Raw genomic sequence first — 23407 nt, forward strand, 5'->3', positions numbered from 1 at the left:
TGGGAGCCGTGGTCCCGAACGAACCGGGGCCCGGCAACCCGAGGGAAAACCCGCATGGCCCTGAATTCCGTGAACACCAACAACGGCGCCATGGTGGCGCTGCAGTCCCTGAACCGGACATCGGACGAACTGGCCGCGACCCAGAAGCGCATCTCGACCGGCTATCGCGTCGCCGATGCCAGGGACGACGGCGCCGCCTTCGCCGTCGCCGAGCGCGTGCGCGGCGAGATCGCGGCCACCCAGTCCGCGAACGAGCAGCTCGGCGGCATGAAGGGCCTGCTCGACGTCACCCAGGCCAGCCTCGGCAATGTCTCCGACACCCTGAAGAAGATGAAGGAACTCGTCGTCAAGCTGGCCGACGACTCCATCACGACCGAGCAGCGCACCCAGTACCAGACCCAGGTGAAGGAGCTGACCAACAACGTCAAAGCCTTCATCGAGGACGCCAGCTACAACGGCAAGAACATCCTCGACGAGAGCGTGAGCACCCTCGCCAATACGGTGGTGCGCAACGGCGCCGGCGTGACCTACACCTTCAGCGGCTATTCCGCGCTGACCAACATCTTCGACGGCATCTCGACCGCCAATACCTGGGACCAGGCCTCCGCCTCGGCGGCGCTGACGGCGACCGGCGCGCTCTCCACTGCCATCAGCAACACCCTCACCCAGCTCAACAATTTCGGCAGCTACTCGAAATACGTCGACAGCCAGATCACCTACAACAAGGCCAAGATGGACGCGCAGGAAAGCGGCCTCGGCGCGCTGGTCGATGCCGACCTCGCCAAGGAATCCGCCCGCCTGCAGTCGCTGCAGATCCGCCAGCAGCTCGGCACCCAGGCGCTCGGCATCGCCAACCAGGCGCCGCAGACCCTGCTCAGCCTCTTCCGCTGATCCGCCGCGTCGTCCGCCCCGCACCGCGCGCGGGCCACGGCACCGCCGGCAGGAGGCCGGCCGACGCTCCCTGTATCGCCGTCGCGGCCGAGCCCGAGCGGCACTCCAGCAAGGAATGCTGCGCATGACCAACCCGAATCCCGCACCCGATTCCCCGCAGCCCGCCCTCTCCGGCGCTGCCGCCTATCGCCGCCGCCTCACGCCGAAGCAGATGGAGGCCGAGGTCTTCGCCCGCGCCACCCGTTCGATCCGCGCCGCCGAGGCCGAGGGGCCGCTCGCCCGCGCCCGCGCGCTCGCCGACAACCGGCGCCTCTGGGACGTGGTGCATGCCCTGGTGCTCGATCCCACCAATGTCCTGCCGCCGGCCCTGCGCGGCCAGATCGCGGGCGTCGCCCTCGCCGTGCTGCGCGAATTCGACCGGCCCGAGCCGGATCTCGGCTTCATCGCCGAGATGAACGAGCATTTCGCCGCCGGCCTGTGGCGCTGACCGCCATGCAGCCCGGCCTGCCGCCCGCGCCGCCGCCCATGCCCGGGGCCGCCGCCGCCCGCCTCGCCGCTGCGGCCCGCACCCTGCTGCGCGACGGGCGGGCGGAGGAGGCGCTGCCCATGCTCGACCGCCTCGGCGCCCTCGAGGATGCCAAGTCCACCGCCGCCCTGCGGGCCGAGGCGCTGCTCCAGCTCGGCCGGCCGGAGGAGGCCGAGGAGGCGGCCGATGCCGCCATGGCCGGGCTGCCGGAGGCCGCGCCGCTCCGCCGGCTGCGCGCCCGCATCCGCCTCGCCCGTGGCCGCCACGCCCCCGCCGCCGAGGATGCCGCCGCCGCCGTCATGGCCGAGCCCGGCGACCTCGCCGGCCGGCTGCTGCTCGCCGCCGCCCTGCTCGAGGCCGGCCGGCACGACGAGGCCATCTGGTTCCTCGGCGAGGCCTGGCGGGCCGATCCCGGCAACCCGACGCTGCAGCTCCGCCTAGGCCAGGCCTTCCTGCGCGCCGGCCGGCACGCGGCGGCGGCCGAGATTCTGGCGCAGTGCGAGGCGACGGCCCCCGGCACGCCGGGCATCGCCGCGCTGCGCGCCCAGGCCGCGCTGCTGGCCGGCGCGGCGGGGGAGGCCGAGGCCATCGCCCGCGCCGCCCTCGCCCGCGGCGTGGCGGAGGCCGCGCTGCACAGCCTCCTCGCCCATGCCCTGGTGCAGCAGGGCCGGCTGGCCGAGGCCGGGCCGCATTTCGCCGCCGCCGCCCGCCTCGCCCCGGGCAGCGACTACCTCGCGCATCTCGCCGCCGCCGCGGGCGGGACGGCCGCGGACCGCGCGCCGGCCGCCTATGTCGCGACGCTCTTCGACGGCTATGCCCCGCATTTCGAGGCCTCGCTGCTCGGCCTCGGCTACCGCGTGCCCGGCCTGGTGCGGCGGGCGCTGGAGCGGCGCCGGCCGGCGATCGCCGCGGGGCAGGCGGCACTCGGCCCGGTGCTCGATCTCGGCTGCGGCACCGGCCTGGTCGGCGTCGCGCTCTCGGACCTGCCCGGCGGTCCGCTGACCGGCATCGACCTCTCCGCCGCCATGCTGGAGCAGGCTGCGGCGAAGGGGCTCTATGCCGGCCTGCGCCAGGCCGACATCGTCGATGCGCTGCGGCAGGACACCGGCGCCTATGCGCTCATCATCGCGGCCGATGTCTTCTGCTACCTCGGCGCGCTCGAGCCGGTGCTGGCGCTCTGCCGCGCCCGGCTCGCGCCCGGCGGCCTGCTGGTCTTCAGCTTGGAGCGCGCCGAGCCCGGCGCCGCCTGGCGGCTGGGGCCGCAGGGCCGCTACGCCCATGCGCCGGACTACCTCGCCGCCTGCCTCGCCGGTGCCGGACTGCGCGCGCTGGAGTGCCGGGAGGAAGCGCTGCGCCGCGACGCCGAGCAGGAGGTGCCCGGCCTGCTGGTGGTGGCCGATGCCGCCGATCCCTGACGCGCCGGTGCCTGACGCGCCGGTCCCTGACGCACCGGTCGCCGCGGTGCCGGCGGGCGCGGCGTCCTGGCGCGCCGGCCTCGCCGCGCTCGCCGCCGGCGCGCCGGCGGCGGCGGTGCCCCTGCTGCAGGCGGCCGTGGCAGCCGGGGAGGGGGGCGGCCTCGCCGCGCTCAATCTCGGCCTCGCGCTCATGCAACTCGGCCGGCTGGCGGAGGCCGTGCCGGCGCTGGAGGCGGCGGCCCGGGCGCTGCCCGCCCATGCCGAGCCGCCCTTCCGCCTCGCCACCATCGCCGGCCTGCGCGGGGAGGCGGGGCGCGCCGAAGCGCTCTTCCGCCGCGCCCTCGCCTGCGATCCCGGGCATGTCCCGGCCCTCGCGGCGCTCGCCGCGCTCGACGAGGAGGCCGGCCGGATCGCCGCGGCTGCGGCCGGCATATCCGCCGCCCGTGCCCTCGACCCGGACGAGCCGGAACTGGACGTCGCCGCCGCCCGCCTCGCCCTGCGCCAGGGCGACCTGCCCGAGACGATCCGCCGCGCCGAGGCGGTGCTGGCCCGGCGCCCAGCGCATGCCGGCGCCGCCCGCCTGCTGGCCGAGGCCCTGCTGCGGGAGGCTGGGGAGGAGCAGGCGTTGCGCGCCCTCGCCGGCCGGGCCGCCGCCGATCCCGCGGCCGCCGGTTGGGCGCTGGCCGCGGCCGGGATCCATGCGGCGGCCGGCCGGCCGGCCGCGGCCCTCGCCGAATTGCGCGCCGCCGCCGCGCTGGCGCCCGAAGAGACCGAGATCCAGGCGGCCCTCGGCCTCGCGCTCGCCGATGCGGGCCGGGGGCAGGAGGCCGAGCCGCTGCTGCGCGCCGCCATCGCCGCCCGCCCGACCGATCTCGACCTGCGCAACCGCCTGGCGACCGTGCTGTGGAAGCAGCACCGGCTCTGCGCCATGCTCGAGGTGCTGGAGGCGGCGGTCGCGGATTTCGGCCCGCAGCCCATCCTGCTGATGAACCGGGCGCTCGCCCTGAACGCGCTCGGCGAGCAGGCTTCGGCGCTCGAGGCGGCCGAGGCGGCGGTCGCGCATCCGGCCGGCGGCCCGGCGGCGCTGATGACGCGCATGTCGGTGCTGCCCTATCAGGGCGATGCCGCGGCGCTGCTCGCCGCGGCCCGCGCGGTCGGTGACCGGCTCGGCCCGGCCGCCCCGCCGCCGGCGCGGCCGCGCGACCCGGACCGGCCGCTGCGCATCGGGCTCCTCTCCGGCGGCCTCGGCCAGCACCCGGTGGGCTGGCTGACGCTGGCGGGGCTGGAGGCGCTGCCGGAGCCGGAATTCGAACTTCTCGCCTATAGCCTCAAGCCGCGACAGGACGCCATGGCGGCACGCTTCCGCGCCCGCTGCGCCCTCTGGCGGGAGGTCGCGGCGCTCGACGACGCAGTGCTCGCCGCGCGCATGGCCGCGGATGGCATCGACATCCTGCTCGACCTCGGCGGCTATGGCGATGGCGGGCGGCCGGGCCTCGTCCCGCGCAAGCCCGCGCCGGTGATCGTCAAATGGGTCGGCATGCAGAATGCCAGCATGGGCCTCGACGGCCTGGACTGGATGCTGACCGATCAATGGGAGACGCCGTCGGGCTACGAGCGCTTCTACACCGAGCGCCTGCTGCGCCTGCCGGACGGCTATGTCTGCTATGCCCCGCCGCCCGCGGCGCCGGAGGTCGTGCCGCTGCCCGCGCTCGCCCGCGGCCATATCACCTTCGGCTGCTTCAACAACCTCGCCAAGGTGACGCCGCGCGTGCTCGATGCCTGGGCCCGCATCCTGGCCGCGTTGCCGGAGGCGCGCCTCGTGCTGCGCACCCATGCGCTCGGGGAGCGGGCGACGGCCACCCGGGTGCGGGACCGTCTCGCCCGCCACGGGCTGCCGAGCGACCGCGTGGCGCTGGAGGGCGGGGTGCCGCACCAGGCACTGCTCGCCGCCTATGGCGGCATCGACATCGCGCTCGATCCCTTCCCCTATACCGGCGGCCTCACGGTCTGCGAGGCGCTGTGGATGGGCGTGCCGGTGGTGACCCTGGCGGGGGACAGCTTCTGCGGCCGGCATGCCCTCAGCCATCTCAGCAATACGGGCCTGGCGGACTGGGCGGCGGCGGACGAGGCGGCCTATGTCGCGCTCGCCATCGACCGCGCACGGGACCTGCCGGGGCTGGCGGCGCTGCGCGCGGGGCTGCGGGCGCGGGTCGCAGCCTCGCCGCTGACCGATGCGCCGCGCTTCGGTCGGGCGCTCTCTGCTGCGCTGCGGCGTGCCTGGCGCAATTGGTGCGATACGGCAACGCCGCTGTGATGCAACGGAGCCCGCCGGCGCGCCTTATCGGACCGAAAGCTTGGACGGGAGACGGGCCGGTTGGTCGCGTTCCAGCGGGGGCAGGCGACCCTGTGCCGCGGGTGCGGGGCGGCGCTGGAGGCGGTGGTGGCCGATCTCGGCCTGGTGCCGCTCTCGGTGGACCCGGTGCGGGCCGGCGCCGGCCTGCGCCCGGTTGCCTGCGCGCCGCTCCGGGCCCTGGTCTGCCGCGATTGCCGCCTGGTCCAGCTCGGCAGCATCGGCATCGCGCCGCGCGATCCGCCATCGCAGCCCCCGGACGGCTTCGCCGGGGTGATCGCGGCGCGCCTCAGGCTCGGCCCCGGCACGCCGGTCGCGGCCTTCGATCCCGGCCTGCTGGCGCCCTTCCGCGACCGCGACATCCCGGCCTCATCAGTGCCGACCGGGGTGCTCACCGCCATCCGCCTGCGCGAGACGCGAATGCCTCCAGTGCTGCTGCTCGCCGGCCCCGTCATGGCGACGGTGCCCGATATCGGCGACGTGCTGGCCGGCGTGCGCACCTTGCTCGCCCCGGGCGGCGTCGCGGTCTTCGACATCCCGGACCTGCTGGCGCGGCTCTGCGGCAACCGCTTCGACCTGCTGAGCCATGCGCTGCCCTGCCTGCCCTCCCTTCTGGTCGCCGAAATGCTGCTCGGCCTGCATGGCCTGGTGCCCTTCGAGGTGGAGCCGGTCCCGGGCCCCGGCCCCTGGCTCCGCCTGCTGGTCCGGCATGCCGAGGACGGCACCAAGCCGGTCGCGGAGGCGGTGCTGGCGCGCCGGGCGGAGGAACGCGCCGCCGGGCTGGAGGGGGATGAGGCCTACCGGCAGGCGGCCGTCGCGGTTGCCGAGGCACGGCTGGCCGTGCTGGAACTGCTCGTCGCCGCCCGGCGGGAGGGTCGCCTCGTCGCCGGCTTCGGCGCCGGGCCGGCCGCGGCGACCCTGGTCGCGGCGACCGGGCTCGGGCCCGACCTGCTGGCCTTCACCGTCCACCCCGAAACCGGCGAGGCCGGTCTCGAACTGCCGGGCAGCCTGATCCCCGTCCTGCCGCCGGCGGCGCTGGACCAGGCGCTGCCGGACCTGCTGCTGGTGCTGGACGGTACGCCGCCGGGGCAGGTGCGCGCGAGCCTGGCCGGGCCTTGCGCCTGGCAGGGCCGGGTGGCGGTGCCCCTGCCCAGCCTGCACCTCGCCTGACGGAAATTCATCACGCCGAGGCTCGCCGCCGGCGGTAACGTCGCCGAGGATGGCAACGAAGCCCCCTGCGGGCGCCGGAACCATCGGCGGCCGCAGGGCTTCTGTTGCCACCAGGGCCGGAACCACCAGGAGGGGGCATGAACCTGATCCAGACCCGCGGCCCGACGGGCAGCCCCATGCCGGCCGAGGCGCGGTATGCCGCCATCCGGGGCCGCACCGAGGCGCTGGCGGCGCCGCTCTCCGCCGAGGACCAGTGCATCCAGTCCATGCCGGATGCCAGCCCCGCCAAGTGGCACCGGGCGCATACGACTTGGTTCTTCGAGACCTTCCTGCTGGTCCCGCATTTGCCGGGCTACCGCCGTTTCGACGAACGCTTCGGCTTCCTCTTCAACTCCTATTACGAGGCCGCCGGGCCGCGCCATGCCCGGCCGCGGCGCGGCATGCTGACCCGCCCCTCCGCCGCCGAGGTCGCCGACTACCGCGCGCATGTCGATGCCGGCATGGCGGCGCTGCTGCGCGACCTGCCGCCCGAGGCCGCGCCGCTGGTCGAGCTCGGCCTGCAGCACGAGCAGCAGCATCAGGAATTGCTGCTGACCGACATCCTGCACGCCCTGTCGCAGAACCCGCTGCTGCCGGCCTATGACCCGGATTGGCGGGAGCCGCCGGCCGCCCGCGGGGAGGCCCGCTTTCTGACGCTGCCCGAGGGGCTGGCCGAGATCGGCCATGCCGGCCCCGGCTTCGCCTTCGACAACGAGGCACCGCGCCACCGCAGCTGGATCGCCGGCGCGCGCATCGCGGACCGCCTGGTCTCCAATGCCGACTGGCTCGCCTTCATGGCCGATGGCGGCTACCGCACCCCGACCCTCTGGATGAGCGACGGCTGGGCCGCCTGCGCCGCCGAGGGCTGGGACTCGCCCATGCACTGGCACCGCCGCGGCGAGGCCTGGATGCACTACACACCCGGCGGCCTCCGCCCGCTCGACCCCGCGGCGCCGGTCCGGCATGTCTCCTGGTACGAGGCCGAGGCCTTCGCCCGCTGGACCGGCAAGCGGCTGCCTACGGAAGCAGAGTGGGAGGTGGCCTCGGCCCTGCCGGGCTTCCGCGACGCCACCGGGATCGGCTGGCAATGGACCGCCAGCGCCTACCTGCCCTATCCCGGCTTCCGGCCCTGGGAGGGCGCGGTCGGCGAGTACAACGGCAAGTTCATGATCAACCAGATGGTCCTGCGCGGCGGCTCGCTGGCCACGCCGCCGGGGCATACCCGGCCGAGCTACCGCAATTTCTTCCCGCCCGGCGCCCGCTGGCAGTTCACGGCGCTGCGCCTGGCGGAGGATGCGGCGTGAGCGGGACGACGGAGGCGTCGCAGCGCGCGGCCCTGCTGGCGGATGCGGTCTCCGGCCTCTCGGCCAGCCCGAAGACGCTGCCCTGCAAATGGCTCTACGACGCCGAGGGCGCGCGGCTCTTCGAGGAGATCACCCGGCTGCCGGAATACTACCCGACCCGGACGGAGGTCGCGATCCTGACCGGCCAGGCCGAGGCGATCGCCGAGGCCATCGGCCCCGGCGCGGCGGTGGTGGAATTCGGCCCGGGCGACGGCGCCAAGGCGGAACTGCTGCTCGCCGCCCTGCGCGCGCCGGCCTGCTATGTCCCGGTCGATATCGCGCCGGAATGGCTGGAGGGCGCCGCGAGCCGCATCGCCGCCGCCCGCCCGGGCCTGCCGGTGCTGCCGGTGGTCGCCGACTTCACCCAACCCTTCGCCCTGCCGCGGCGGCTCGGCACGGCGCCGCGGCTCGGCTTCTTCCCCGGCTCCACCATCGGCAATTTCGAGCCGGCCGAGGCGACCGCCTTCCTCCGCCGTGCGCGGGAGACGCTGGGCGCCGGGTCGCGCATGCTGCTTGGCGCCGACCTGGTGAAGGACCGGGCGGTGCTGGAGGCCGCCTACGACGACGCCGCCGGCGTCACCGCCGCCTTCGACCTGAACCTGCTGCGCCGGCTGAACCGGGAGGCGGGGGCGGATTTCGACCTCGCCGGCTTCCGCCACCGCGCGGTCTGGAACACGGAGCGGGAGCGGGTCGAGATGCACCTCGTCTCGCTCCGGCCGCAGCGGGTGCGCCTGGGCGGCCGGGAATTCGCCTTCGCCGAGGGCGAGACCATCCACACCGAAAGCAGCCACAAATACCGTCCGGAACGCTTCCCGGCCCTGGCCGCGGCGGCGGGCTGGCGGGCGGCCGCGATGTGGACCGACCCGGCGCGGCTCTTCTCCGTCTGGCTGCTGGAGGGGTAGCGCCGATTGCCGCAGGGCGGACCCGCCCGGCGGCGTGAATCTGTTCCCCAGATCAGGAGCCTGGAGCATCCTCGCGCTGATCGTGCAGCGCGAGGATGCTCCGGGCCCTCCGCGCCCCGCGGCAGGGCTGCTACACCCGCGCCCATGCAATGGACCGACATCGCCAGCCATCGCGGCGGCGCCTTCCTCTGGCCCGAGAACAGCGCGCTCGCCTTCCGCCAGGCGCTCGCCCTGCCGGCCGAGCAGCTCGAGCTCGACGTCCATCTCTCCGCCGATGGGGAGGTGGTGGTGATGCATGACGCGACGCTCGACCGCACCACCGATGCGCGCGGGCCGGTGCGGGCCCGGACCCTGGCCGAACTGCGGCAGGTGCGGGTGATGGGCACCGGCGGCGAGCCGCCGCCGACCCTGGCCGAGGCCGCGGCGATGGTCCGCGCTTCCGGGCGCATCCTGCGGCTGGAGGTCAAGGCGGATGGGGAGGGCCGACCCTATCCCGGCATCGTCCCCGCCTGCCTCGCCGTGCTCGACGCTGCGGGCCTGCGCGGCCGCACGGTGGCGATGAGCTTCGAGCCCCTGACCGTCGCCGAGCTCGCCGCGGCCGGCGGGTTGCAGCGCCTGGTCCTGCTGCTGGAGGCGAGGCCCTGGCGCGGCATGGGCCTGCCCGGCGCCATCGCGCTCGCCCGGTCCTGCGGCGCAGAGGAGATCGGCCTGCCGGTGACGGAGCTCGCGGCCGCCGATGTCGCGCGCTTCCGCGCCGCCGGGCTCGCGGTCGGCGCCTGGGGCGGCAATGACGAGGCGACGATCCGGCACGGCCTCGCCCTCGGCCTGGATGCCATCGCGACCGACGACCCGCCGCTGGCGCTCCGGTTGCGGGGCTGACGGGCCGCCACTTCAACGCGATCCGGGACCGCTGGGCTTCGCTGTATCGGTTTCGTAGCCTCTGGACGTTACGCCTGGGGAGTGCTCGTAAGTCACCGTCAACCAGGCTGCCCCAGAAGGCCCCGACACGCTGGCAGCCGACGGGGGGCCAGAACGGCCGCACCCCGCGCGCACCGCCCGCGTCACGAGACCCTGCGATGAGACCCCAGAAAGGCCCGCCCCGTCGTGCCCCCGCCGCCGCGCCCGCCCCGGCCAGGATCGCCGAGCTGGAGCTGCGCCGGCGGCTGCAGGCGGAGCCCGGCAATGCCTCCCTCTGGCAGCAGCTCGCCCTGCTCTGCGCCGAGACCGACCGCGCCCCCGAGGCGGTGGAGGCCTTCGCGCGGGCGATCGCGGCCGGCGCCTCGGCGACCGCGCTCGCCCTGCCGCATGCCAGCGCCCTGAGCGCGGCCGGACGGGCGGAGGAGGCCGTGGCCGTCGCCGCGGCGGCGCATGCGAGGCGCCCGAAGGAGTTCGCCTTCGCCAACCTGCTCGGCGTCATGCTCAAGCGCGCCGGACGGCTCGAGGAGGCGATCCGCGCGCTCGAGACCGCCCGCCGGCTCGATCCCCGCGCCGCCGCCGCCTGGCAGAACCTCGGCAATGTCCATGACCAGATGGGGCGGTTCCGGGAGGCGGCGGCGGCCTATGCCGCCGGCGCGAAGCTGGAGCCGCGGAACGGCTACCTCGTCTGCCTGCAGGGGCGCGCGCTGCGGGCGGGCGGCGAGGTCGAGGCGGCGATCGCCGCCTTCGAGCGGTCGATCGCCATCACCCCCGGGCTGCTCGGCGGCTGGACCGACCTGATCGGCACGCTGATCGAGGCCAGCCAGGTGGAGAAGGGGCTGGCGGCGTTGGAGCGGCTGGAGGCGCTGACGCCCGGCAACCTCGATGTGCAGATCCTCCGCGCCCGGGTCTATCTGCGGCTCGGCCGCCGGGAGGAGGCGCTGGCCATCGCCGCCCGGGCCGAGGAGCAGCGGCCCGGCGATGCCATCCTCTGCATGCTGATCGCCCGCATCCACGGGGATGCCGACCTGCGGGCGGGCAATGCGGCGCTGCGCAAGGGGGTGGCGGCGAATCCGCGCCACGGCCAGCTCCAGTCGCTGCTGATTGAGAGCCTGGCGCGCAGCCGCTACGACGACGAGGCAGCGCATCTGCAAGAGGCCTATGAGCGCGCCTGCGCCATGCTCCGCACCATGCCGGGCGAGGCGCGGCGCCATGCCAAGCCGCTGCGCACGGTGTTCATGCGCTGCCTCGATTTAGACCGGCTGGAGCAGACCGGCGCGCTGCCCGACCTGGCGCCGCGCTGGATGGGCGATGGCGACATCGCGGCGCTGCATTACGAACTCGGGCATGTCGAGACGCTGGAGGACCGCCTCCGTATCGTCGAGTGGCACCGGCAATGGGGACAGCGGGAGGCGCGGCTGATCGCTCCGGTCGCGCGGCCGGCGATGCCGGCCATCCAGACCGGCCGCAAGCTGCGCATCGGCTTCATGTCGAGCGACCTGCGCGACCACCCCGTCAGCTACTTCGCCCTGCCGCTGCTGGAGCGCTACGACCGCGACCGGGTGGAGGTCTACTGCTACTCCTTCTACGAACGCGCGCGCGACCAGGTGCAGGCGCATATCGAGGGGCAGGTCACCGGCTTCCGCTGGTGGCCGCGCCGGCCGGTGGGCGAGATCGCCGAGGGGATCGCGCGGGACGGGCTCGACATCCTCTTCGAGCTCGGCGGCACCACGGCGATGAACAAGCTCTCGGTCATGGCCTATCGCCCGGCGCGAATCGGCGCGAGCTGGCTGGGCTACCCGCATTCCGCCGGCCTCGAGCAGATCGACACTATCCTGGTCGATCCCTACATCAAGCCGAGCGAGCCCGGCCTGCTGATCGAGCAGCCCTTCGAGATGCCGGAGACCTGGGTGACGCTCGGCAATCTCGGCTTCCGCCCGGTGCCGATCGAGGAGAGCCTGCCGGAGGAGCGGCGCGGCGCCCTGACCTTCGGCACCATGAACAACCCCTACAAGTTCACCCGCGCCTGCCTCGATGCCTGGGCGGCGGTGCTGCGGGCCGTGCCGGGGTCGCGCTTCCTTTTCGTCCGGCCGGAGGCCCGCAGTGCGGCCTTCGTCGCCAATGCCCGGGCCGCCTTCGCGGCGCGCGACGTCGATCCGGACCGGCTCGATTATGTCGGCGTGCGCGGCGCGCACCTGCCGCACTACAATGCCATCGACATCGCCCTCGACAGCCTGCCGCATGTCGGCGGCACCACCACCTGCGAGACGCTGTGGATGGGCGTGCCTTGCGTCTCCCTGGTCGGGCCGGGCTTCCCGGAGCGGCTGAGCTACTCGAACCTCAGCAATGCCGGGCTCGGCGACCTCGCGGTCTTCAGCCTCGAGGACTACGTGAGCACCGCCGTGGCGCTGGCCGGGGACCGGGCGCGGCGGCGCCTGCTGCGGCACGGGCTGCGCGACATGATCCGCCGCAACCCGCTGGGCCAGGCGGACCGCTTCGTGCAGGGCTTCTACGACAGGGCGCTGGAGGTTGCGCGGCGATGAAGGCGGTGATCCTGGCCGGCGGCCGCGGCACGCGGCTGTCGGAAGAGACGCAGCTCCGCCCGAAGCCGATGGTCGAGATCGGCGGCTGGCCCATCCTGTGGCACATCATGAAGATCTACGCCGCGCATGGCGTGACCGACTTCGTGATCTGCCTCGGCTACAAGGGCTGGCAGATCAAGGAGTATTTCCTGAACTACAGGCTGCATGCCTCCGACCTCACCATCGACCTCGCCTCCGGCCGGGTGGAGGTGGTGCGGCCCTCGGCCGAGCCCTGGCGCATCTCGCTGGTCGATACCGGGGAGGACACCATGACCGGCGGGCGCCTCAGGCGCATCGCCCCCCATGTGGTGGACGAGCCGGCCTTCTGCATGACCTATGGCGACGGGGTCGGCGATATCGACATCCGCGCGCTGATCGATTTCCACAGGGGGCATGGGCGGCAGGCGACGGTGACGGCCGTGGTGCCGCCCGGCCGCTTCGGCGCGCTGGCGCGCGACGGCGCCGCGGTCCGGGCCTTCGTCGAGAAGCCGGCGGGCGACGGCGGCACGATCAATGGCGGCTTCTTCGTCCTATCGCCCCGGGTGCTGGAGCGCATCGAGGGCGACGCGACGATGTGGGAGGAGGAGCCGCTGCAATCGCTGGCCCGCGACGGCGAGCTGATGGCCTATGACCACAGGGGATTCTGGCAGGCGATGGACACGCTGCGCGACCGCGACCAGCTCGAACGGATGTGGCAGGGGGGCCGGGCGCCCTGGAGGCTCTGGTGAGCGCCATGGTCCATCCCCGGCCGGGCTTCTGGCGTGGCAGGCGCGTGCTGGTCACCGGCCATACCGGCTTCAAGGGAAGCTGGCTCTGCCTGCTGCTGCAGCGGCTGGGCGCCGAGGTGACGGGCATCGCGCTCGACCCCTATGCCGGGCCGACCGCCTTCGCCGCCATGCGCATCGGTGGGGCGCTGGCGGCCGACCACCGCGCCGATGTCCGCGACCGTGCGGGGCTGGCCGCGCTGGTGCGGGCGGCGCGGCCGGAGCTGGTGCTGCAGCTGGCGGCGCAGCCCTTTGTCGGCCGCAGCTACCGCGAGCCGGAGGCGACCTTCGCCACCAATTGCACCGGCACGATCCATCTGCTGGAGGCGCTGCGCGGCCTCGGCGGCATCGCCGCGGCGGTCTTCATCACGTCAGACAAGGTCTACCGCAACGACGGCGCCGGCCGCGCCTTTCTCGAGGACGACCCGCTCGGCGGCCATGATCCCTACAGCGCCTCGAAGGCCGCGGCGGAGATGGCGGTGCAGTCCTGGCGCGCCTCCTTCGCCGCGGACCTGCCGCCGATCGCCACCGCGCGCGCGGGCAACGTCATCGGCGGCGGCGATTTCGGCGAGCAGCGCATCATCCCGGACCTCGTGCGGGCCGAGGTCGCGGGCGAGGCGCTGCTGGTGCGCCGCCCCGATGCGACGCGGCCCTTCCAGCATGTGCTGGACGTGCTGCGCGGCTACCTGCTGCTGGCCGAGCGGCTGGCGGAGGCACCGCGGCAGGCGCCGGCCGCGCTGAATTTCGGCCCGCTGGACGGGGAGATCCGGGTGCGCGAATTGCTGGACCGCTGGGGTGCGGCGACCGGCAGGCCGGTCGCCTGGCGGCAGGAGACCGGGCCCGTCATGGCGGAAGCGCCGCGGCTCGGCCTCGACTCGACGCTCGCGGCACGGGTCCTCGGCTGGCAGCCGGCCTTCCCGACGCCGGAGGCGATCGCCGAGACGGCGCGCTGGTACGCCGCCTGGCGCGCGGGCGAGGACACCCGTGCCCAGGCGCTCGCCGCGATTGACCGGGTGCTGGCGGCATGAGCGGCTCCCGCCCCGTCACCGCCTGCCGCGCCTGCGGCGGCCGGCTCGGCCTGGTCTTCTGCGACCTCGGCACCATGGCGGTCGCCAATTCCTATGTGCCGCCCGAGCGTGCGCAGGAACCGGAGCCGGTCTTCCCGCTGCGCTGCGTCGTCTGCGAGTCCTGCCGCCTCGTCCAGCTCGACACCGTGGTGGATGAGCGCGGGATCTTCACCGACTACGCCTATTTCTCCTCCATGTCCTCGACCTGGCTGGAGCATGCCGCGCGCTTCTGCGCCGACATGACGGCGCGGCTCGGCCTCGGCCGGGAAAGCCTCGTCGTGGAGGTCGCCAGCAACGACGGCTACCTCCTCCGCAACTTCGTCGCCGTCGGCATCCCCTGCCTCGGCGTCGAGCCGGCGGCCAATGTGGCGGCGATCGCCCGTGCCACCGGCGTACCGACCGAGGCACGCTTCTTCGGCCGCGCGGCGGCGCGCGATATCCTCGCCGCGCAGGGGAAGCCGGCCGACCTGGTGGTTGCCAACAACGTCCTCGCGCATGTGCCGGACCTCGACGACTTCACCGGCGGCCTGGCGCTGATGGCCGGCACCCGGGGCGTGGTCTCGATCGAGGCGCCGCACCTGGTCGCGCTGGTCGATGGCGTGCAGTTCGACACGATCTACCACGAGCACTATGCCTACTGGTCGCTGCTCTCCATGGAGGCGGCGCTGGCGCGGCACGGGCTGCGCGTCTTCGACGTGGAGCGGCTGGCGACCCATGGCGGCTCGCTGCGCGTGCTCGCCTCGGCCGAGGTGCGTGCCCCGTCCGCAGCATTGCTGGCGCTGCGGGCGGAGGAGGCGGCGCGCGGCCTTCACGGCGATGCCTTCTACGAGGGCTTCGGTCCCCGCGTGCAGGCGGTGCTGGAGGGGCTGCGCGCCTGGCTGGCGACGGCGCGCGCGGAGGGACGCCGCGTCTGCGCCTATGGCGCCGCCGCCAAGGGCAATACGCTGCTGAACGCCGCGGGTGTCGGCGCCGGCGACATCCTGGCGGTCGCCGACCGCAGCAGCGCGAAGCAGGGCCGCCTGCTGCCGGGCAGCCATATCCCCGTGGTCTCGCCGGAGGCGATGCTGGCCCTGGCGCCGGACGACATCCTGATCCTGCCCTGGAATATCGAGGCCGAGGTCTCTCGCCAGTTGCGCGAGGCCGGCTATCGCGGCCGCCTGGCCGTGGCGGTGCCGACCATGCGCCTGCAGGACGCGCCGGCGTGATCCTGCGCCCGACCGCGATCGCCGGCGTGGTCGAGGTCCTGGCCGAGCCGGTCGCGGATGCGCGCGGCCGCTTCATCCGGACCTGGTGCGCCGACGAATTCGCCGCGGCGGGCCTCGACTTCCGGCCGCACCAGGTCAGCATCTCGGAGAACCGCGCGCGGCACACGCTGCGCGGCCTGCACTTCCAGGTCGCGCCGGCCGAGGAGCGCAAGCTGATCCGCTGCCTGCGCGGCGCGGTCTTCGACGTGGCGGTGGACCTGCGGCCGGACTCGCCGAGCTACCGGTGCTGGGTCGGGGTGGAACTGACGGCGGCGCAGCACAATGCGCTCTTCGTCCCGCATGGCTGCGCGCATGGCTTCCTCTCGCTGACCGAGGATGCCTGGCTGGAATACCTGATCGATGCGCCCTATCGGCCCGGCACGGCGCGCGGCCTGCGATGGAACGACCCCGCCTTCGGCATCGCCTGGCCCGCGGCGCCGGCAGTGATCTCCGACCGCGACCGCGACTGGCCGGACCATGGCTGAGCGCTTGCTGCTGACGGGCGCGACGGGCTTCGTGGGGCGTGCGCTGCTGGCGCCGCTCGCGGCGCGGGGCTTCGAGCTTCACGCGGTGGCGCGCCATGCGGGCGAGGGCGCCGCGACCTGGCACTCGGCGGACCTGATGGATGAGGGCGCGATGCGCGCGCTGCTGCGCGATGTCCGGCCTGCCGTCCTGGTCCATGCGGCCTGGTATGTCACGCATGGCAGGTTCTGGACCGCGCCGGAGAATGCCGACTGGGTCGAGGCCTCCACCGCCCTGGGCGAGAGTTTTGCCGAGTTCGGCGGCCGTCGGCTGATCGGCCTCGGCACCTGCGCTGAGTATGACTGGAACGGCGAGGGCAGGGCGCCCTGGGCGGAATCGCGCCGCATCGCGCCGGCCACGCCCTATGGCCGCGCCAAGGCGGAACTCTGTGCGCGCTGGCTGGCGCTCGGCGTGCGGTGCGGCCCGTCGGTCGCCTGGGCGCGGCTCTTCCACCTCTTCGGCCCCGGCGAGCATCCGGAGCGGCTGGTGCCCGCGGTGATGCGCGCGCTGCTCGAGGGCCGGGAGGCCGCCACCGGCTCCGGCCGCCCGGTGCGGGACTTCGCCAGCACGCCCTGGCTCGGCCGCGCCCTTGCCGCGCTGACGGCGAGCGGCGTGACCGGGCCGGTCAACCTGGCATCCGGCCGGCCCGTGGCGATCCGCGCCGTGGTGAAGACCATCGCGCGCATCGCCGGCCGCCCCGACCTGCTGCGCCTCGGCTCGCTGCCGGACCGCGCGGGCGAGCCACCCTTTATCGCCGCCGACACCACCCGGCTGCGCGAGGAAGTCGGCTTCGCCGAACCCTTCGACCTGGAAGCCGAGTTGCGTCTCCTGCTCCCGGCCTAGCGCCGCCGGATGCCGTTCAGCGCCAGTTCCGTGTGCAGCGCGACAAGTTCGGCCTTCTCCAGCCGGCCGCTCGGCCGGTACCAGGTGCAGATGCCCGTCAGCATGGCCAGCATCGCATAGGCCGTGACCGGGATGTCGCCGACCACCAGTTCGCCGAGCGCGACGCCTTCCTCGAGCAGCGCCATCAGCCGCGCCTCGTAGTCCTGCCGCATCGCGACAATCTGCCGATGGTTGGGCGGGTCCAGGGCGCGCAACTCGAAATTGGCGATATAGACCTCCTGCCGCCTCTCCATGTGGTAGAGCACATGGTGGGCGAGGAAGGCGCGCAGCCGCTCCATCAGCCCCGGCCCCGCCGCGGCCAGCGCCGCATCCGTGGAGTCCAGCAGCGTCTGCATGTGCTCCTGCATCAGGTCGAAGAGCAGGGCCTGCTTGCTGGTGATGTGGTTGTAGAGGGAGCTGGGCTGGATCCCGACCTCGGCCGCCAAGTCGCGCAGGTTCATGGCCGCGAAGCCCTGGCGATAGATCAGCCCGAGCGCGGCCTGCCGGATCGCCGCCGCGGTGCGCGCGCCATTCGAGCCCGTGATGCGGGCCATGCACTCTCCTGTACCGCTCCCTCTCCGCGCTAGGCTTCGACGAATGGGGACTTGCGGTCAATCCTGAAACTAACGTAGGTTCGTTCGCAGCGGGGCGGCACGTTCCCGCGGGGAGGTGACGGATGATGCGACGACAGGACAGGCATGTCCGCCGCATGAGGCCGGTATCGCCGCGGTCCGGCTCCCGGCAGGAGTGCCGGCCGTGACCGCTGACGCGTCGCACGGTGCCTCCGCCGCCCGCACGGGCACGCCCATCCTCTCGGCCGAGCATGTCTCGCTTCGCTTCGGCGGGGTGCGGGCGCTGACCGACGTCTCCTTCGAGATCCGCAGGGGCGAGGTCTTCTCCATCATCGGCCCGAACGGCGCCGGCAAGACCTCCATGGTCAATTGCATCTCCGGCCGCTACCGCCCGACCGAGGGCCGCATCCGCTTCGACGGCCAGGACATCACCCGCCTGCCCACGCGCAAACGCGCCGCCATCGGCATCGGCCGCACCTTCCAGAACCTGGCGCTCTTCGGCCACATGACGGTGCTGGACAACATCATGGTCGGCCGGCACCACCTGCTGAAGCACGGCTTCTGGACCGGCATGCCCTATTGGCTCTTCGGCGCGCAGCGGGAGGAGATCACCCATCGACGCGAGGTCGAGGAGATCATCGACTTCCTCGAGATCCAGCATGTCCGGAAGGCGACCGCCGGCACGCTCAGCTACGGGCTGCGCAAGCGCGTGGAATTGGCGCGCGCGGTCGCGCTGAAGCCGAAGCTGATCCTGCTGGACGAGCCGATGGCGGGCATGAACCTCGAGGAGAAGGAGGACATGGCCCGCTTCATCCTCGACCTCAACGAGGAATGGGGCATGACCGTGCTGATGATCGAGCACGACATGGGCGTGGTGATGGACATCTCCCACCGCGTCATGGTGCTCGATTTCGGCCGCAGGATCGCCGAGGGAAGGCCGGAGGAGGTCCTGGCCGATCCGCATGTGCGGCGCGCCTATCTCGGCGAGGCCGACGAGGTGGTGCGCGACGTGGACGAGCCGGTGACGGCATGAGCGACGCCGATACATTTCCCAAGCTGCTGGTCCGGAACGCGAGGGCGCATCCGCGCGACGTGGCGCTGCGCGAGAAGGAGTTCGGCATCTGGCGCAGTATCACCTGGTCTGACTACGAGGCGCGGACGCGCGCCTTCGCCCTAGGGCTGCGGCGCCTCGGCCTCGGCGCCGGCGACGTGGTCGGGCTGATCGGCGATAACCGGCCCGACTGGGTGATGGGCGAGATCGCGGCGCACGCCATCGGCGCCCGCAGCCTCGGCGTCTACCGCGACGCGCTGGAGGACGAGGTCGCCTACCTGCTGGAATTCGCCTCCGCCAGGGCGGTGATCGCCGAGGACGAGGAGCAGGTGGACAAGCTGCTCAATATCGGCGGGCGGCTGCCGGCGCTGCGCCACATCGTCTATTGCGACCCGCGCGGCATGCGCAAGCATGAGGACCCGCGCCTGCTGCCGGTGACGGAGCTGGTCGCGCTGGGCGAGGCGGCGCATCGTGAGCAGCCCGGCGCCTGGGACGCCATGGTCGCGGCGACCCGGGGCGAGGACGTCGCCATCCTCTGCACCACCTCCGGCACCACCGCGCGGCCAAAGCTCGCCATGCTGACGGCCGGCGCCGTGGTGCGGCATTGCGCGGCCTATCTCAAGGCGGATCCGAAGGGGCCGGAGGACGAGTATGTCTCCGTCCTGCCGCTGCCCTGGATCATGGAGCAGATCTACGCCCTCGGCTGGGGACTGCTGGCCCGGATGAAGGTGAACTTCGTCGAGGAGCCGGAGACCATGATGGCCGATTTCCGCGAGATCGGCCCGAGCTTCGTCCTCTTCGCCCCGCGCGTCTGGGAGGCGTTGGCGGCCGAGGTGCGCGCCAAGGTGATGGATGCCAGCCCGCTGAAGCGACGCATGTTCGACCTCGGCATGCAGTGGGGCCTGGCGGCGCTCGACAAGGGCGAGCGGTCCTTCAAGGCAGACCAGTTGCTGTTCCGCGCCCTGCGCGACCGGCTGGGCTTCACCAACCTGAGGAGCGCGGCCACCGGCGGCGCCGCGCTCGGCCCCGACACCTTCCGCTTCTTCCAGGCCATGGGCGTGCCGCTGCGGCAGATCTACGGCCAGACCGAGACGCTCGGCGCCTATACCGTCCACCGCCCGGGCGAGGTGAACCAGGACACGGTCGGCATCGCCTTCACGGACGAGATCGAGACGCGCATCGTCGATCCCGACCAGAACGGCCTCGGCGAGATCGTGACGCGCCATCCCAACATGTTCGCCGGCTATTTCGGCATGACGGAGACGGGCGACCTGCGGGAGGGCTGGCTGCACACCGGCGATGCCGGCTATGTCGACAAGGCCGGGCACCTCGTGGTCATCGACCGCATCAAGGACATCGCCACCACCAGCCGCGGCGACCGATTCAGCCCACAGTACATCGAGAACAAGCTGAAATTCAGCCCCTATGTCGCGGAAGCGGTGGTGCTGGGCGATGGCCGGCCGCACCTCGCGGCCATGATCTGCATCCGCTTCCCCATCGTGAGCAAATGGGCGGAGCGCAACCGGATCGCCTTCACCACCTATACCGACCTCTCCTCCAGGCCCGAGGTGACGGAGCTGCTGCGCAAGGAGGTCGAGAAGGTGAACGCCACCCTGCCGGAGCCGCAGCGCATCCGGGACTTCCTGCTGCTCTACAAGGAGCTGGACGCGGATGACGAGGAGCTGACCCGAACCCGCAAGGTCCGCCGCGGCGTCATCAACCAGAAATACGGCGACATCATCGCGGCCATGTATCGCGGCGACGGCGCGATCCCGGTGGACACCACCATCACCTTCCAGGACGGCACGAAGCAGCGCATCCGGACCACGCTGAAGGTGGTCTCCATGCGCGCGGCGCCCCTGGCGCAAGCCGCGGAGTAGGGCGCATGGACTGGTCGCTGCTGCTGCAGCTCACGCTCAACGGCCTGATCGTCGGCGCGCTCTACGGCGTGGTGGCGATGAGCTTCGTGCTCATCTACAAGGCCTCCCAGGTCGTGAACTTCGCGCAAGGGGAGTTCCTGCTGGTCGGCGCCTGGGTCTGCTGGTGGATGCTGACGGACTGGCAGCTTCCCTTCTGGGCCGGCTTCCTCTTCACCCTGGCCTTCATGACGGTCTTCGGCATCGTGCTGCAGGTGGTGGTGCTGCGGCCGCTGATCGGGGAGCCGGTGATCAGCGTCATCATGGCGACCATCGGCCTCGGCATCTTCTTCCAGGCGCTGATGAAGTGGATCTTCGGCGTCTTCGCCAAGCCCTTCCCGCCGATCTTCGCGGTGGACCAGGTCAGCGTGCTCGGCCTGCAGGTGCAGACGGTCTATCTGATGAGCCTCGGCATCTCCGTCCTCATCATGGCGGGCTTCGCCTGGTTCTTCACCGCCAGCAAGCATGGTCTGGCGATGCGCGCGACGGCCTTCGACCAGCAGGTGGCGCAATCGCTCGGCGTCTCCGTCCCCAAGGTCTTCGCCATGTCCTGGGCGATCTCGGCGATGGTCTCCTCCGTCGCGGGTGTGGTGGTGGGCGTTGTGAACGGCGTCTCCTCCGCGCTCTCCTTCTACGGCATCAAGGTCTTCCCGGCGGTCATCCTCGGCGGGCTGGACAGCGTGGTCGGCGCGGTTCTCGGCGGGCTGATCGTCGGCCTGCTGGAGAACTGGGCGCAGTACCTCGACGCGCAGTGGCTGAACTGGGGCAACATGTACAGTGTCGCGCCCTTCTACGCGCTCATCCTCATACTGCTGGTCAAGCCCTATGGCCTGTTCGGCACGAAGAACATCGAGCGCGTCTGATGGCCACGATGATCCCGGCCGGTGTCTACCGCACCAGCTACCACGAGGACATGACGATCCTCGAGACGCGCAACAGCCGTCTCGCCCTCTGGCTCGGCATCGCCCTGGTCTGCGCCGCGCCCTTCGCCTTCGGCCGCTACGAACTCGGCCTGCTGGTCAATATCGGCATCATGGGCATCGCGGCACTCGGGCTGAACATCCTGGTCGGCTTCACCGGCCAGATCAGCATCGGCCATGCCGCCTTCTTCGGCTTCGGCGCCTTCATGAGCGCCTGGCTGCACGAGACCTGGCATATCCCGGTCGCGTTCTGCATCCCGCTCGCGGGGCTTACCACAGCGCTGGTCGGCCTCGTCTTCGGGGCGCCGGCGGCGCGCCTCAAGGGCCTCTACCTCGCCATCGCCACGCTCGCCGCGCAGTTCATCCTGGAGGATTTCTTCGCCCGGGCGCAGTGGTTCACCGGCGGCGTCGCCGGCCGCATCACGGAGCCCTTCGAGGCCTTCGGCTGGCGCGCGGACCGGGAGGAGAGCTACCTCTACGTCGTCCTCGCCTGGGTCGTCATCATGTTCGTCGGCGCGTCGAACCTGATGCGCACGCGCGACGGGCGGGCGCTGGTGGCGGTGCGCGACCACTATCTCAGCGCGGAGGTCATGGGCATCAACCTCGCCTATTACCGCACGCTCTCCTTCGGCATCGCCAGCCTCTATGCCGGCATCGCCGGCGCCCTCTACGCCCACTACCTGCTCTTCGTGAGCGTCGAGGCCTTCAATATCCTGCTCTCCATCCAGTTCCTTGGCATGGTGATCATCGGCGGGCTCGGCAGCGTCTCCGGCAGCCTGATGGGCGCCGCCTTCATGGTGCTGCTGCCCGAGGTGGTGCAGGCCATGGCCGACGCGCTCTCCGGCGGTGCCATCGACCGCGCGCTGCGCCTCGGCAACTCCATCTCCTTCCTGCGGGAGATGGCGGTCGGCGCCGTCATCATCCTCTTCCTGATCTTCGAGCCGGACGGCCTCGCGCACCGCTGGCGGCTGATCAAGGCCTACTGGAAGCTCTATCCCTACTCGCACTAGCCACATCGGGAGGAAACGACATGCCCTTGCGGAGAACCATGCTCGGCCTTGCGGCCGCTGCCGCGCTGACCCTGCCGGCGGCGGCGCAGCCGATCCCGGTCGGACACCTCATGGACCTGTCGGGCGCGACCAGCGATGTCGGCACGCCCTTCGCGCAGGGCGTGAACGACGCCTGGGCCTGGGTCAACCGCACGCGCAATGGCGTCGCCGGCCGTCAGGTCAATGTCCTGGCCTTCGACTACGGCTACCAGGCGCCGCGCGCCGTCAGCCAGTACCAGGCCTGGAGCCGCGACCGCGTCGTCGCCATCGATGGCTGGGGCACGGCGGATACCGAGGCGCTGGTGCGCTTCGTCACCCGCGACAAGGTGCCCTATGTCTCCGGCTCCTACTCCGCCGCGCTGACGGATGCCGGCGGCAAGTCCGGCCGGCAGGGGGTCGAGGCATCGCCCTACAACTTCTTCTACGGCCCCTCCTATTCGGATGCGCTGCGCGCCATGCTGATCTGGGCCGCCGAGGACTGGAAGGCGAAGGGCGGGCAGGGCAAGCCGAAATACGTCCATATGGGCGGCAACCATCCCTATCCGAACTCGCCCAAGGCGGCCGGCGAGGCGCTGGCGGCTGAACTCGGCTTCGAGGTGCTGCCCGCCATCGTCTTCGCGCTGACGCCCGGCGACTATACCGCGCAGTGCCTGACGCTGAAGAACCAGGGCGCCAACTACGCCTATCTCGGCAATACCGCAGGCTCCAACATCTCCGTCCTGCGGGCCTGCCAGACCGCCGGCGCGAATGTCCAGTTCATGGGCAATGTCTGGGGCATGGACGAGAATGCGATGAAGGCCGCCGGCACGGCGGCGAATGGCGTGGTCTTCCCGGTGCGCACCGCCGCCGTCTGGGGCCAGCAGGCGCCGGGCATGGCGAATGTGCAGGCGATCAGCCGCATCTCCGACCAGGCCGGCAATGCCTATCGGCCTGTGCACTACCTCTCCGGCATCTGCAGCGCCATGCTGCTGGCCGAGGCGATGGAGACCGCCGCGGCCAATGGCGGCCAGGTGACCGGCGAGCGCATCCGCGACGGCTTCTACGCCCGCAAGGACTGGGTGCCGAGGGGCTTCGAGGGCGTCTGCGCGCCGTCCAACTTCACCCCGGCCGATCATCGCGGCCAGCTCAGCGTCTCGATCTATCGCGCGCGGGTGGGCAGCGACACCAGCCAGGGCAGCGTCGCCGAGCTGATGCAGGCCGGCACCATGAAGCTCGAGCCGGTGAAGACCGTCACGCTCGACCGCCGCGCGGACTGGCTGGGCTGGTGAGGCGATGACCGCGGCGGGC

General features: G+C 72.5%; 20 protein-coding genes. 19 read left to right on the forward strand and 1 reads right to left on the reverse strand.

Going from position 1 to position 23407, the window contains the following annotated elements:
- Window positions 1-54 precede the first annotated feature (54 nt).
- From Q7A36_RS01365 to Q7A36_RS01430, 14 genes are all read left to right on the forward strand, one after another.
- Window positions 55-891 carry a flagellin gene (locus tag Q7A36_RS01365; RefSeq protein WP_305101840.1) on the forward strand — a complete coding sequence of 279 codons (837 nt, stop codon included), beginning with the start codon at window positions 55-57 and terminating at the stop codon, window positions 889-891.
- A 124-nt stretch (window positions 892-1015) separates the two neighbouring features.
- Window positions 1016-1378: a flagellar biosynthesis regulator FlaF gene (locus tag Q7A36_RS01370; protein ID WP_305101841.1), complete on the forward strand. Its 363-nt coding sequence runs from the start codon at window positions 1016-1018 to the stop codon at window positions 1376-1378.
- A 5-nt stretch (window positions 1379-1383) separates the two neighbouring features.
- Complete coding sequence (locus tag Q7A36_RS01375) at window positions 1384-2832, forward strand: tetratricopeptide repeat protein (protein WP_305101842.1); 1449 nt, start codon at window positions 1384-1386, stop codon at window positions 2830-2832.
- On the forward strand, window positions 2816-5146 hold the full coding sequence (locus tag Q7A36_RS01380) for an O-linked N-acetylglucosamine transferase, SPINDLY family protein (protein WP_305101843.1): 2331 nt from the start codon (window positions 2816-2818) through the stop codon (window positions 5144-5146). The genes Q7A36_RS01375 and Q7A36_RS01380 overlap by 17 nt, the downstream gene beginning before the upstream one ends.
- A gap of 60 nt (window positions 5147-5206) precedes the next feature.
- The gene (locus Q7A36_RS01385) at window positions 5207-6352 is read left to right on the forward strand and encodes a hypothetical protein (protein ID WP_305101844.1); all 1146 of its coding nucleotides are present in this window, start codon (window positions 5207-5209) and stop codon (window positions 6350-6352) included.
- 137 nt (window positions 6353-6489) lie between these two features.
- Window positions 6490-7695, forward strand: a complete 1206-nt coding sequence (gene egtB, locus Q7A36_RS01390) for an ergothioneine biosynthesis protein EgtB (RefSeq protein WP_305101845.1) — start codon at window positions 6490-6492, stop codon at window positions 7693-7695.
- Complete coding sequence (gene egtD / locus Q7A36_RS01395; protein ID WP_305101846.1) at window positions 7692-8636, forward strand: L-histidine N(alpha)-methyltransferase; 945 nt, start codon at window positions 7692-7694, stop codon at window positions 8634-8636. Before egtB ends, egtD begins: the two co-directional genes overlap by 4 nt.
- 144 nt (window positions 8637-8780) lie before the next feature.
- A complete protein-coding gene (locus tag Q7A36_RS01400; RefSeq protein WP_305101847.1) occupies window positions 8781-9515 on the forward strand; it encodes a glycerophosphodiester phosphodiesterase in 735 nt (244 codons plus the stop codon).
- Window positions 9516-9712: 197 nt separating this feature from the next.
- Entirely contained in the window at window positions 9713-12094 is a 2382-nt protein-coding gene (locus Q7A36_RS01405) for a tetratricopeptide repeat protein (protein ID WP_305101848.1), read from the forward strand.
- Window positions 12091-12861, forward strand: a complete 771-nt coding sequence (gene rfbF, locus Q7A36_RS01410; RefSeq protein ID WP_305101849.1) for a glucose-1-phosphate cytidylyltransferase — start codon at window positions 12091-12093, stop codon at window positions 12859-12861. Before Q7A36_RS01405 ends, rfbF begins: the two co-directional genes overlap by 4 nt.
- A gap of 5 nt (window positions 12862-12866) precedes the next feature.
- Window positions 12867-13925, forward strand: coding sequence for a CDP-glucose 4,6-dehydratase (gene rfbG / locus Q7A36_RS01415; RefSeq protein WP_305101948.1), 1059 nt, complete (start codon window positions 12867-12869; stop codon window positions 13923-13925).
- Window positions 13922-15169 carry a class I SAM-dependent methyltransferase gene (locus tag Q7A36_RS01420; RefSeq protein ID WP_305101850.1) on the forward strand — a complete coding sequence of 416 codons (1248 nt, stop codon included), beginning with the start codon at window positions 13922-13924 and terminating at the stop codon, window positions 15167-15169. The genes rfbG and Q7A36_RS01420 overlap by 4 nt, the downstream gene beginning before the upstream one ends.
- Complete coding sequence (locus Q7A36_RS01425; protein WP_305101851.1) at window positions 15166-15693, forward strand: dTDP-4-dehydrorhamnose 3,5-epimerase family protein; 528 nt, start codon at window positions 15166-15168, stop codon at window positions 15691-15693. The genes Q7A36_RS01420 and Q7A36_RS01425 overlap by 4 nt, the downstream gene beginning before the upstream one ends.
- A complete protein-coding gene (locus Q7A36_RS01430; protein WP_305101852.1) occupies window positions 15686-16573 on the forward strand; it encodes an NAD-dependent epimerase/dehydratase family protein in 888 nt (295 codons plus the stop codon). Before Q7A36_RS01425 ends, Q7A36_RS01430 begins: the two co-directional genes overlap by 8 nt.
- Here Q7A36_RS01430 and Q7A36_RS01435 read toward each other — a convergent pair.
- Window positions 16570-17166 carry a TetR/AcrR family transcriptional regulator gene (locus Q7A36_RS01435; protein WP_305101853.1) on the reverse strand — a complete coding sequence of 199 codons (597 nt, stop codon included), beginning with the start codon at window positions 17164-17166 and terminating at the stop codon, window positions 16570-16572. The two genes, Q7A36_RS01430 and Q7A36_RS01435, sit on opposite strands and share 4 nt — an antisense overlap.
- A gap of 202 nt (window positions 17167-17368) precedes the next feature.
- Between Q7A36_RS01435 and Q7A36_RS01440 the strand changes: the two genes are divergently transcribed.
- The 5 genes from Q7A36_RS01440 to Q7A36_RS01460 are packed head-to-tail and all read left to right on the forward strand — an operon-like array spanning window position 17369 to window position 23388.
- Entirely contained in the window at window positions 17369-18217 is an 849-nt protein-coding gene (locus Q7A36_RS01440; RefSeq protein ID WP_370655618.1) for an ABC transporter ATP-binding protein, read from the forward strand.
- Window positions 18214-20115, forward strand: a complete 1902-nt coding sequence (locus Q7A36_RS01445; RefSeq protein WP_305101854.1) for a long-chain fatty acid--CoA ligase — start codon at window positions 18214-18216, stop codon at window positions 20113-20115. Before Q7A36_RS01440 ends, Q7A36_RS01445 begins: the two co-directional genes overlap by 4 nt.
- 5 nt (window positions 20116-20120) lie before the next feature.
- On the forward strand, window positions 20121-21014 hold the full coding sequence (locus Q7A36_RS01450; RefSeq protein ID WP_305101855.1) for a branched-chain amino acid ABC transporter permease: 894 nt from the start codon (window positions 20121-20123) through the stop codon (window positions 21012-21014).
- Window positions 21014-22081 (forward strand): branched-chain amino acid ABC transporter permease, encoded by a 1068-nt coding sequence (locus Q7A36_RS01455; protein ID WP_305101856.1) that lies wholly within the window; start codon window positions 21014-21016, stop codon window positions 22079-22081. Before Q7A36_RS01450 ends, Q7A36_RS01455 begins: the two co-directional genes overlap by 1 nt.
- A 20-nt stretch (window positions 22082-22101) precedes the next feature.
- Window positions 22102-23388 carry an ABC transporter substrate-binding protein gene (locus tag Q7A36_RS01460; protein ID WP_305101857.1) on the forward strand — a complete coding sequence of 429 codons (1287 nt, stop codon included), beginning with the start codon at window positions 22102-22104 and terminating at the stop codon, window positions 23386-23388.
- The last annotated feature ends 19 nt before the right edge of the window (window positions 23389-23407 follow it).

This window comes from Paracraurococcus lichenis (genome assembly GCF_030657435.1).
GTDB lineage: Bacteria > Pseudomonadota > Alphaproteobacteria > Acetobacterales > Acetobacteraceae > Paracraurococcus > Paracraurococcus lichenis.

Excerpts from the sequence above, each read along its gene's own strand:
- Q7A36_RS01365 (WP_305101840.1), top strand. The coding sequence starts at position 55 with ATGGCCCTGAATTCCGTGAACACCAACAACGGCGCCATGGTGGCGCTG.
- Q7A36_RS01370 (WP_305101841.1), top strand. The coding sequence starts at position 1,016 with ATGACCAACCCGAATCCCGCACCCGATTCCCCGCAGCCCGCCCTCTCC.
- Q7A36_RS01375 (WP_305101842.1), top strand. The coding sequence starts at position 1,384 with ATGCAGCCCGGCCTGCCGCCCGCGCCGCCGCCCATGCCCGGGGCCGCC.
- Q7A36_RS01380 (WP_305101843.1), top strand. The coding sequence starts at position 2,816 with ATGCCGCCGATCCCTGACGCGCCGGTGCCTGACGCGCCGGTCCCTGAC.
- egtB (WP_305101845.1), top strand. The coding sequence starts at position 6,490 with ATGAACCTGATCCAGACCCGCGGCCCGACGGGCAGCCCCATGCCGGCC.
- Q7A36_RS01400 (WP_305101847.1), top strand. The coding sequence starts at position 8,781 with ATGCAATGGACCGACATCGCCAGCCATCGCGGCGGCGCCTTCCTCTGG.
- Q7A36_RS01405 (WP_305101848.1), top strand. The coding sequence starts at position 9,713 with ATGAGACCCCAGAAAGGCCCGCCCCGTCGTGCCCCCGCCGCCGCGCCC.
- rfbF (WP_305101849.1), top strand. The coding sequence starts at position 12,091 with ATGAAGGCGGTGATCCTGGCCGGCGGCCGCGGCACGCGGCTGTCGGAA.
- rfbG (WP_305101948.1), top strand. The coding sequence starts at position 12,867 with ATGGTCCATCCCCGGCCGGGCTTCTGGCGTGGCAGGCGCGTGCTGGTC.
- Q7A36_RS01420 (WP_305101850.1), top strand. The coding sequence starts at position 13,922 with ATGAGCGGCTCCCGCCCCGTCACCGCCTGCCGCGCCTGCGGCGGCCGG.
- Q7A36_RS01430 (WP_305101852.1), top strand. The coding sequence starts at position 15,686 with ATGGCTGAGCGCTTGCTGCTGACGGGCGCGACGGGCTTCGTGGGGCGT.
- Q7A36_RS01435 (WP_305101853.1), bottom strand. The coding sequence starts at position 17,166 with ATGGCCCGCATCACGGGCTCGAATGGCGCGCGCACCGCGGCGGCGATC.
- Q7A36_RS01445 (WP_305101854.1), top strand. The coding sequence starts at position 18,214 with ATGAGCGACGCCGATACATTTCCCAAGCTGCTGGTCCGGAACGCGAGG.
- Q7A36_RS01450 (WP_305101855.1), top strand. The coding sequence starts at position 20,121 with ATGGACTGGTCGCTGCTGCTGCAGCTCACGCTCAACGGCCTGATCGTC.
- Q7A36_RS01455 (WP_305101856.1), top strand. The coding sequence starts at position 21,014 with ATGGCCACGATGATCCCGGCCGGTGTCTACCGCACCAGCTACCACGAG.
- Q7A36_RS01460 (WP_305101857.1), top strand. The coding sequence starts at position 22,102 with ATGCCCTTGCGGAGAACCATGCTCGGCCTTGCGGCCGCTGCCGCGCTG.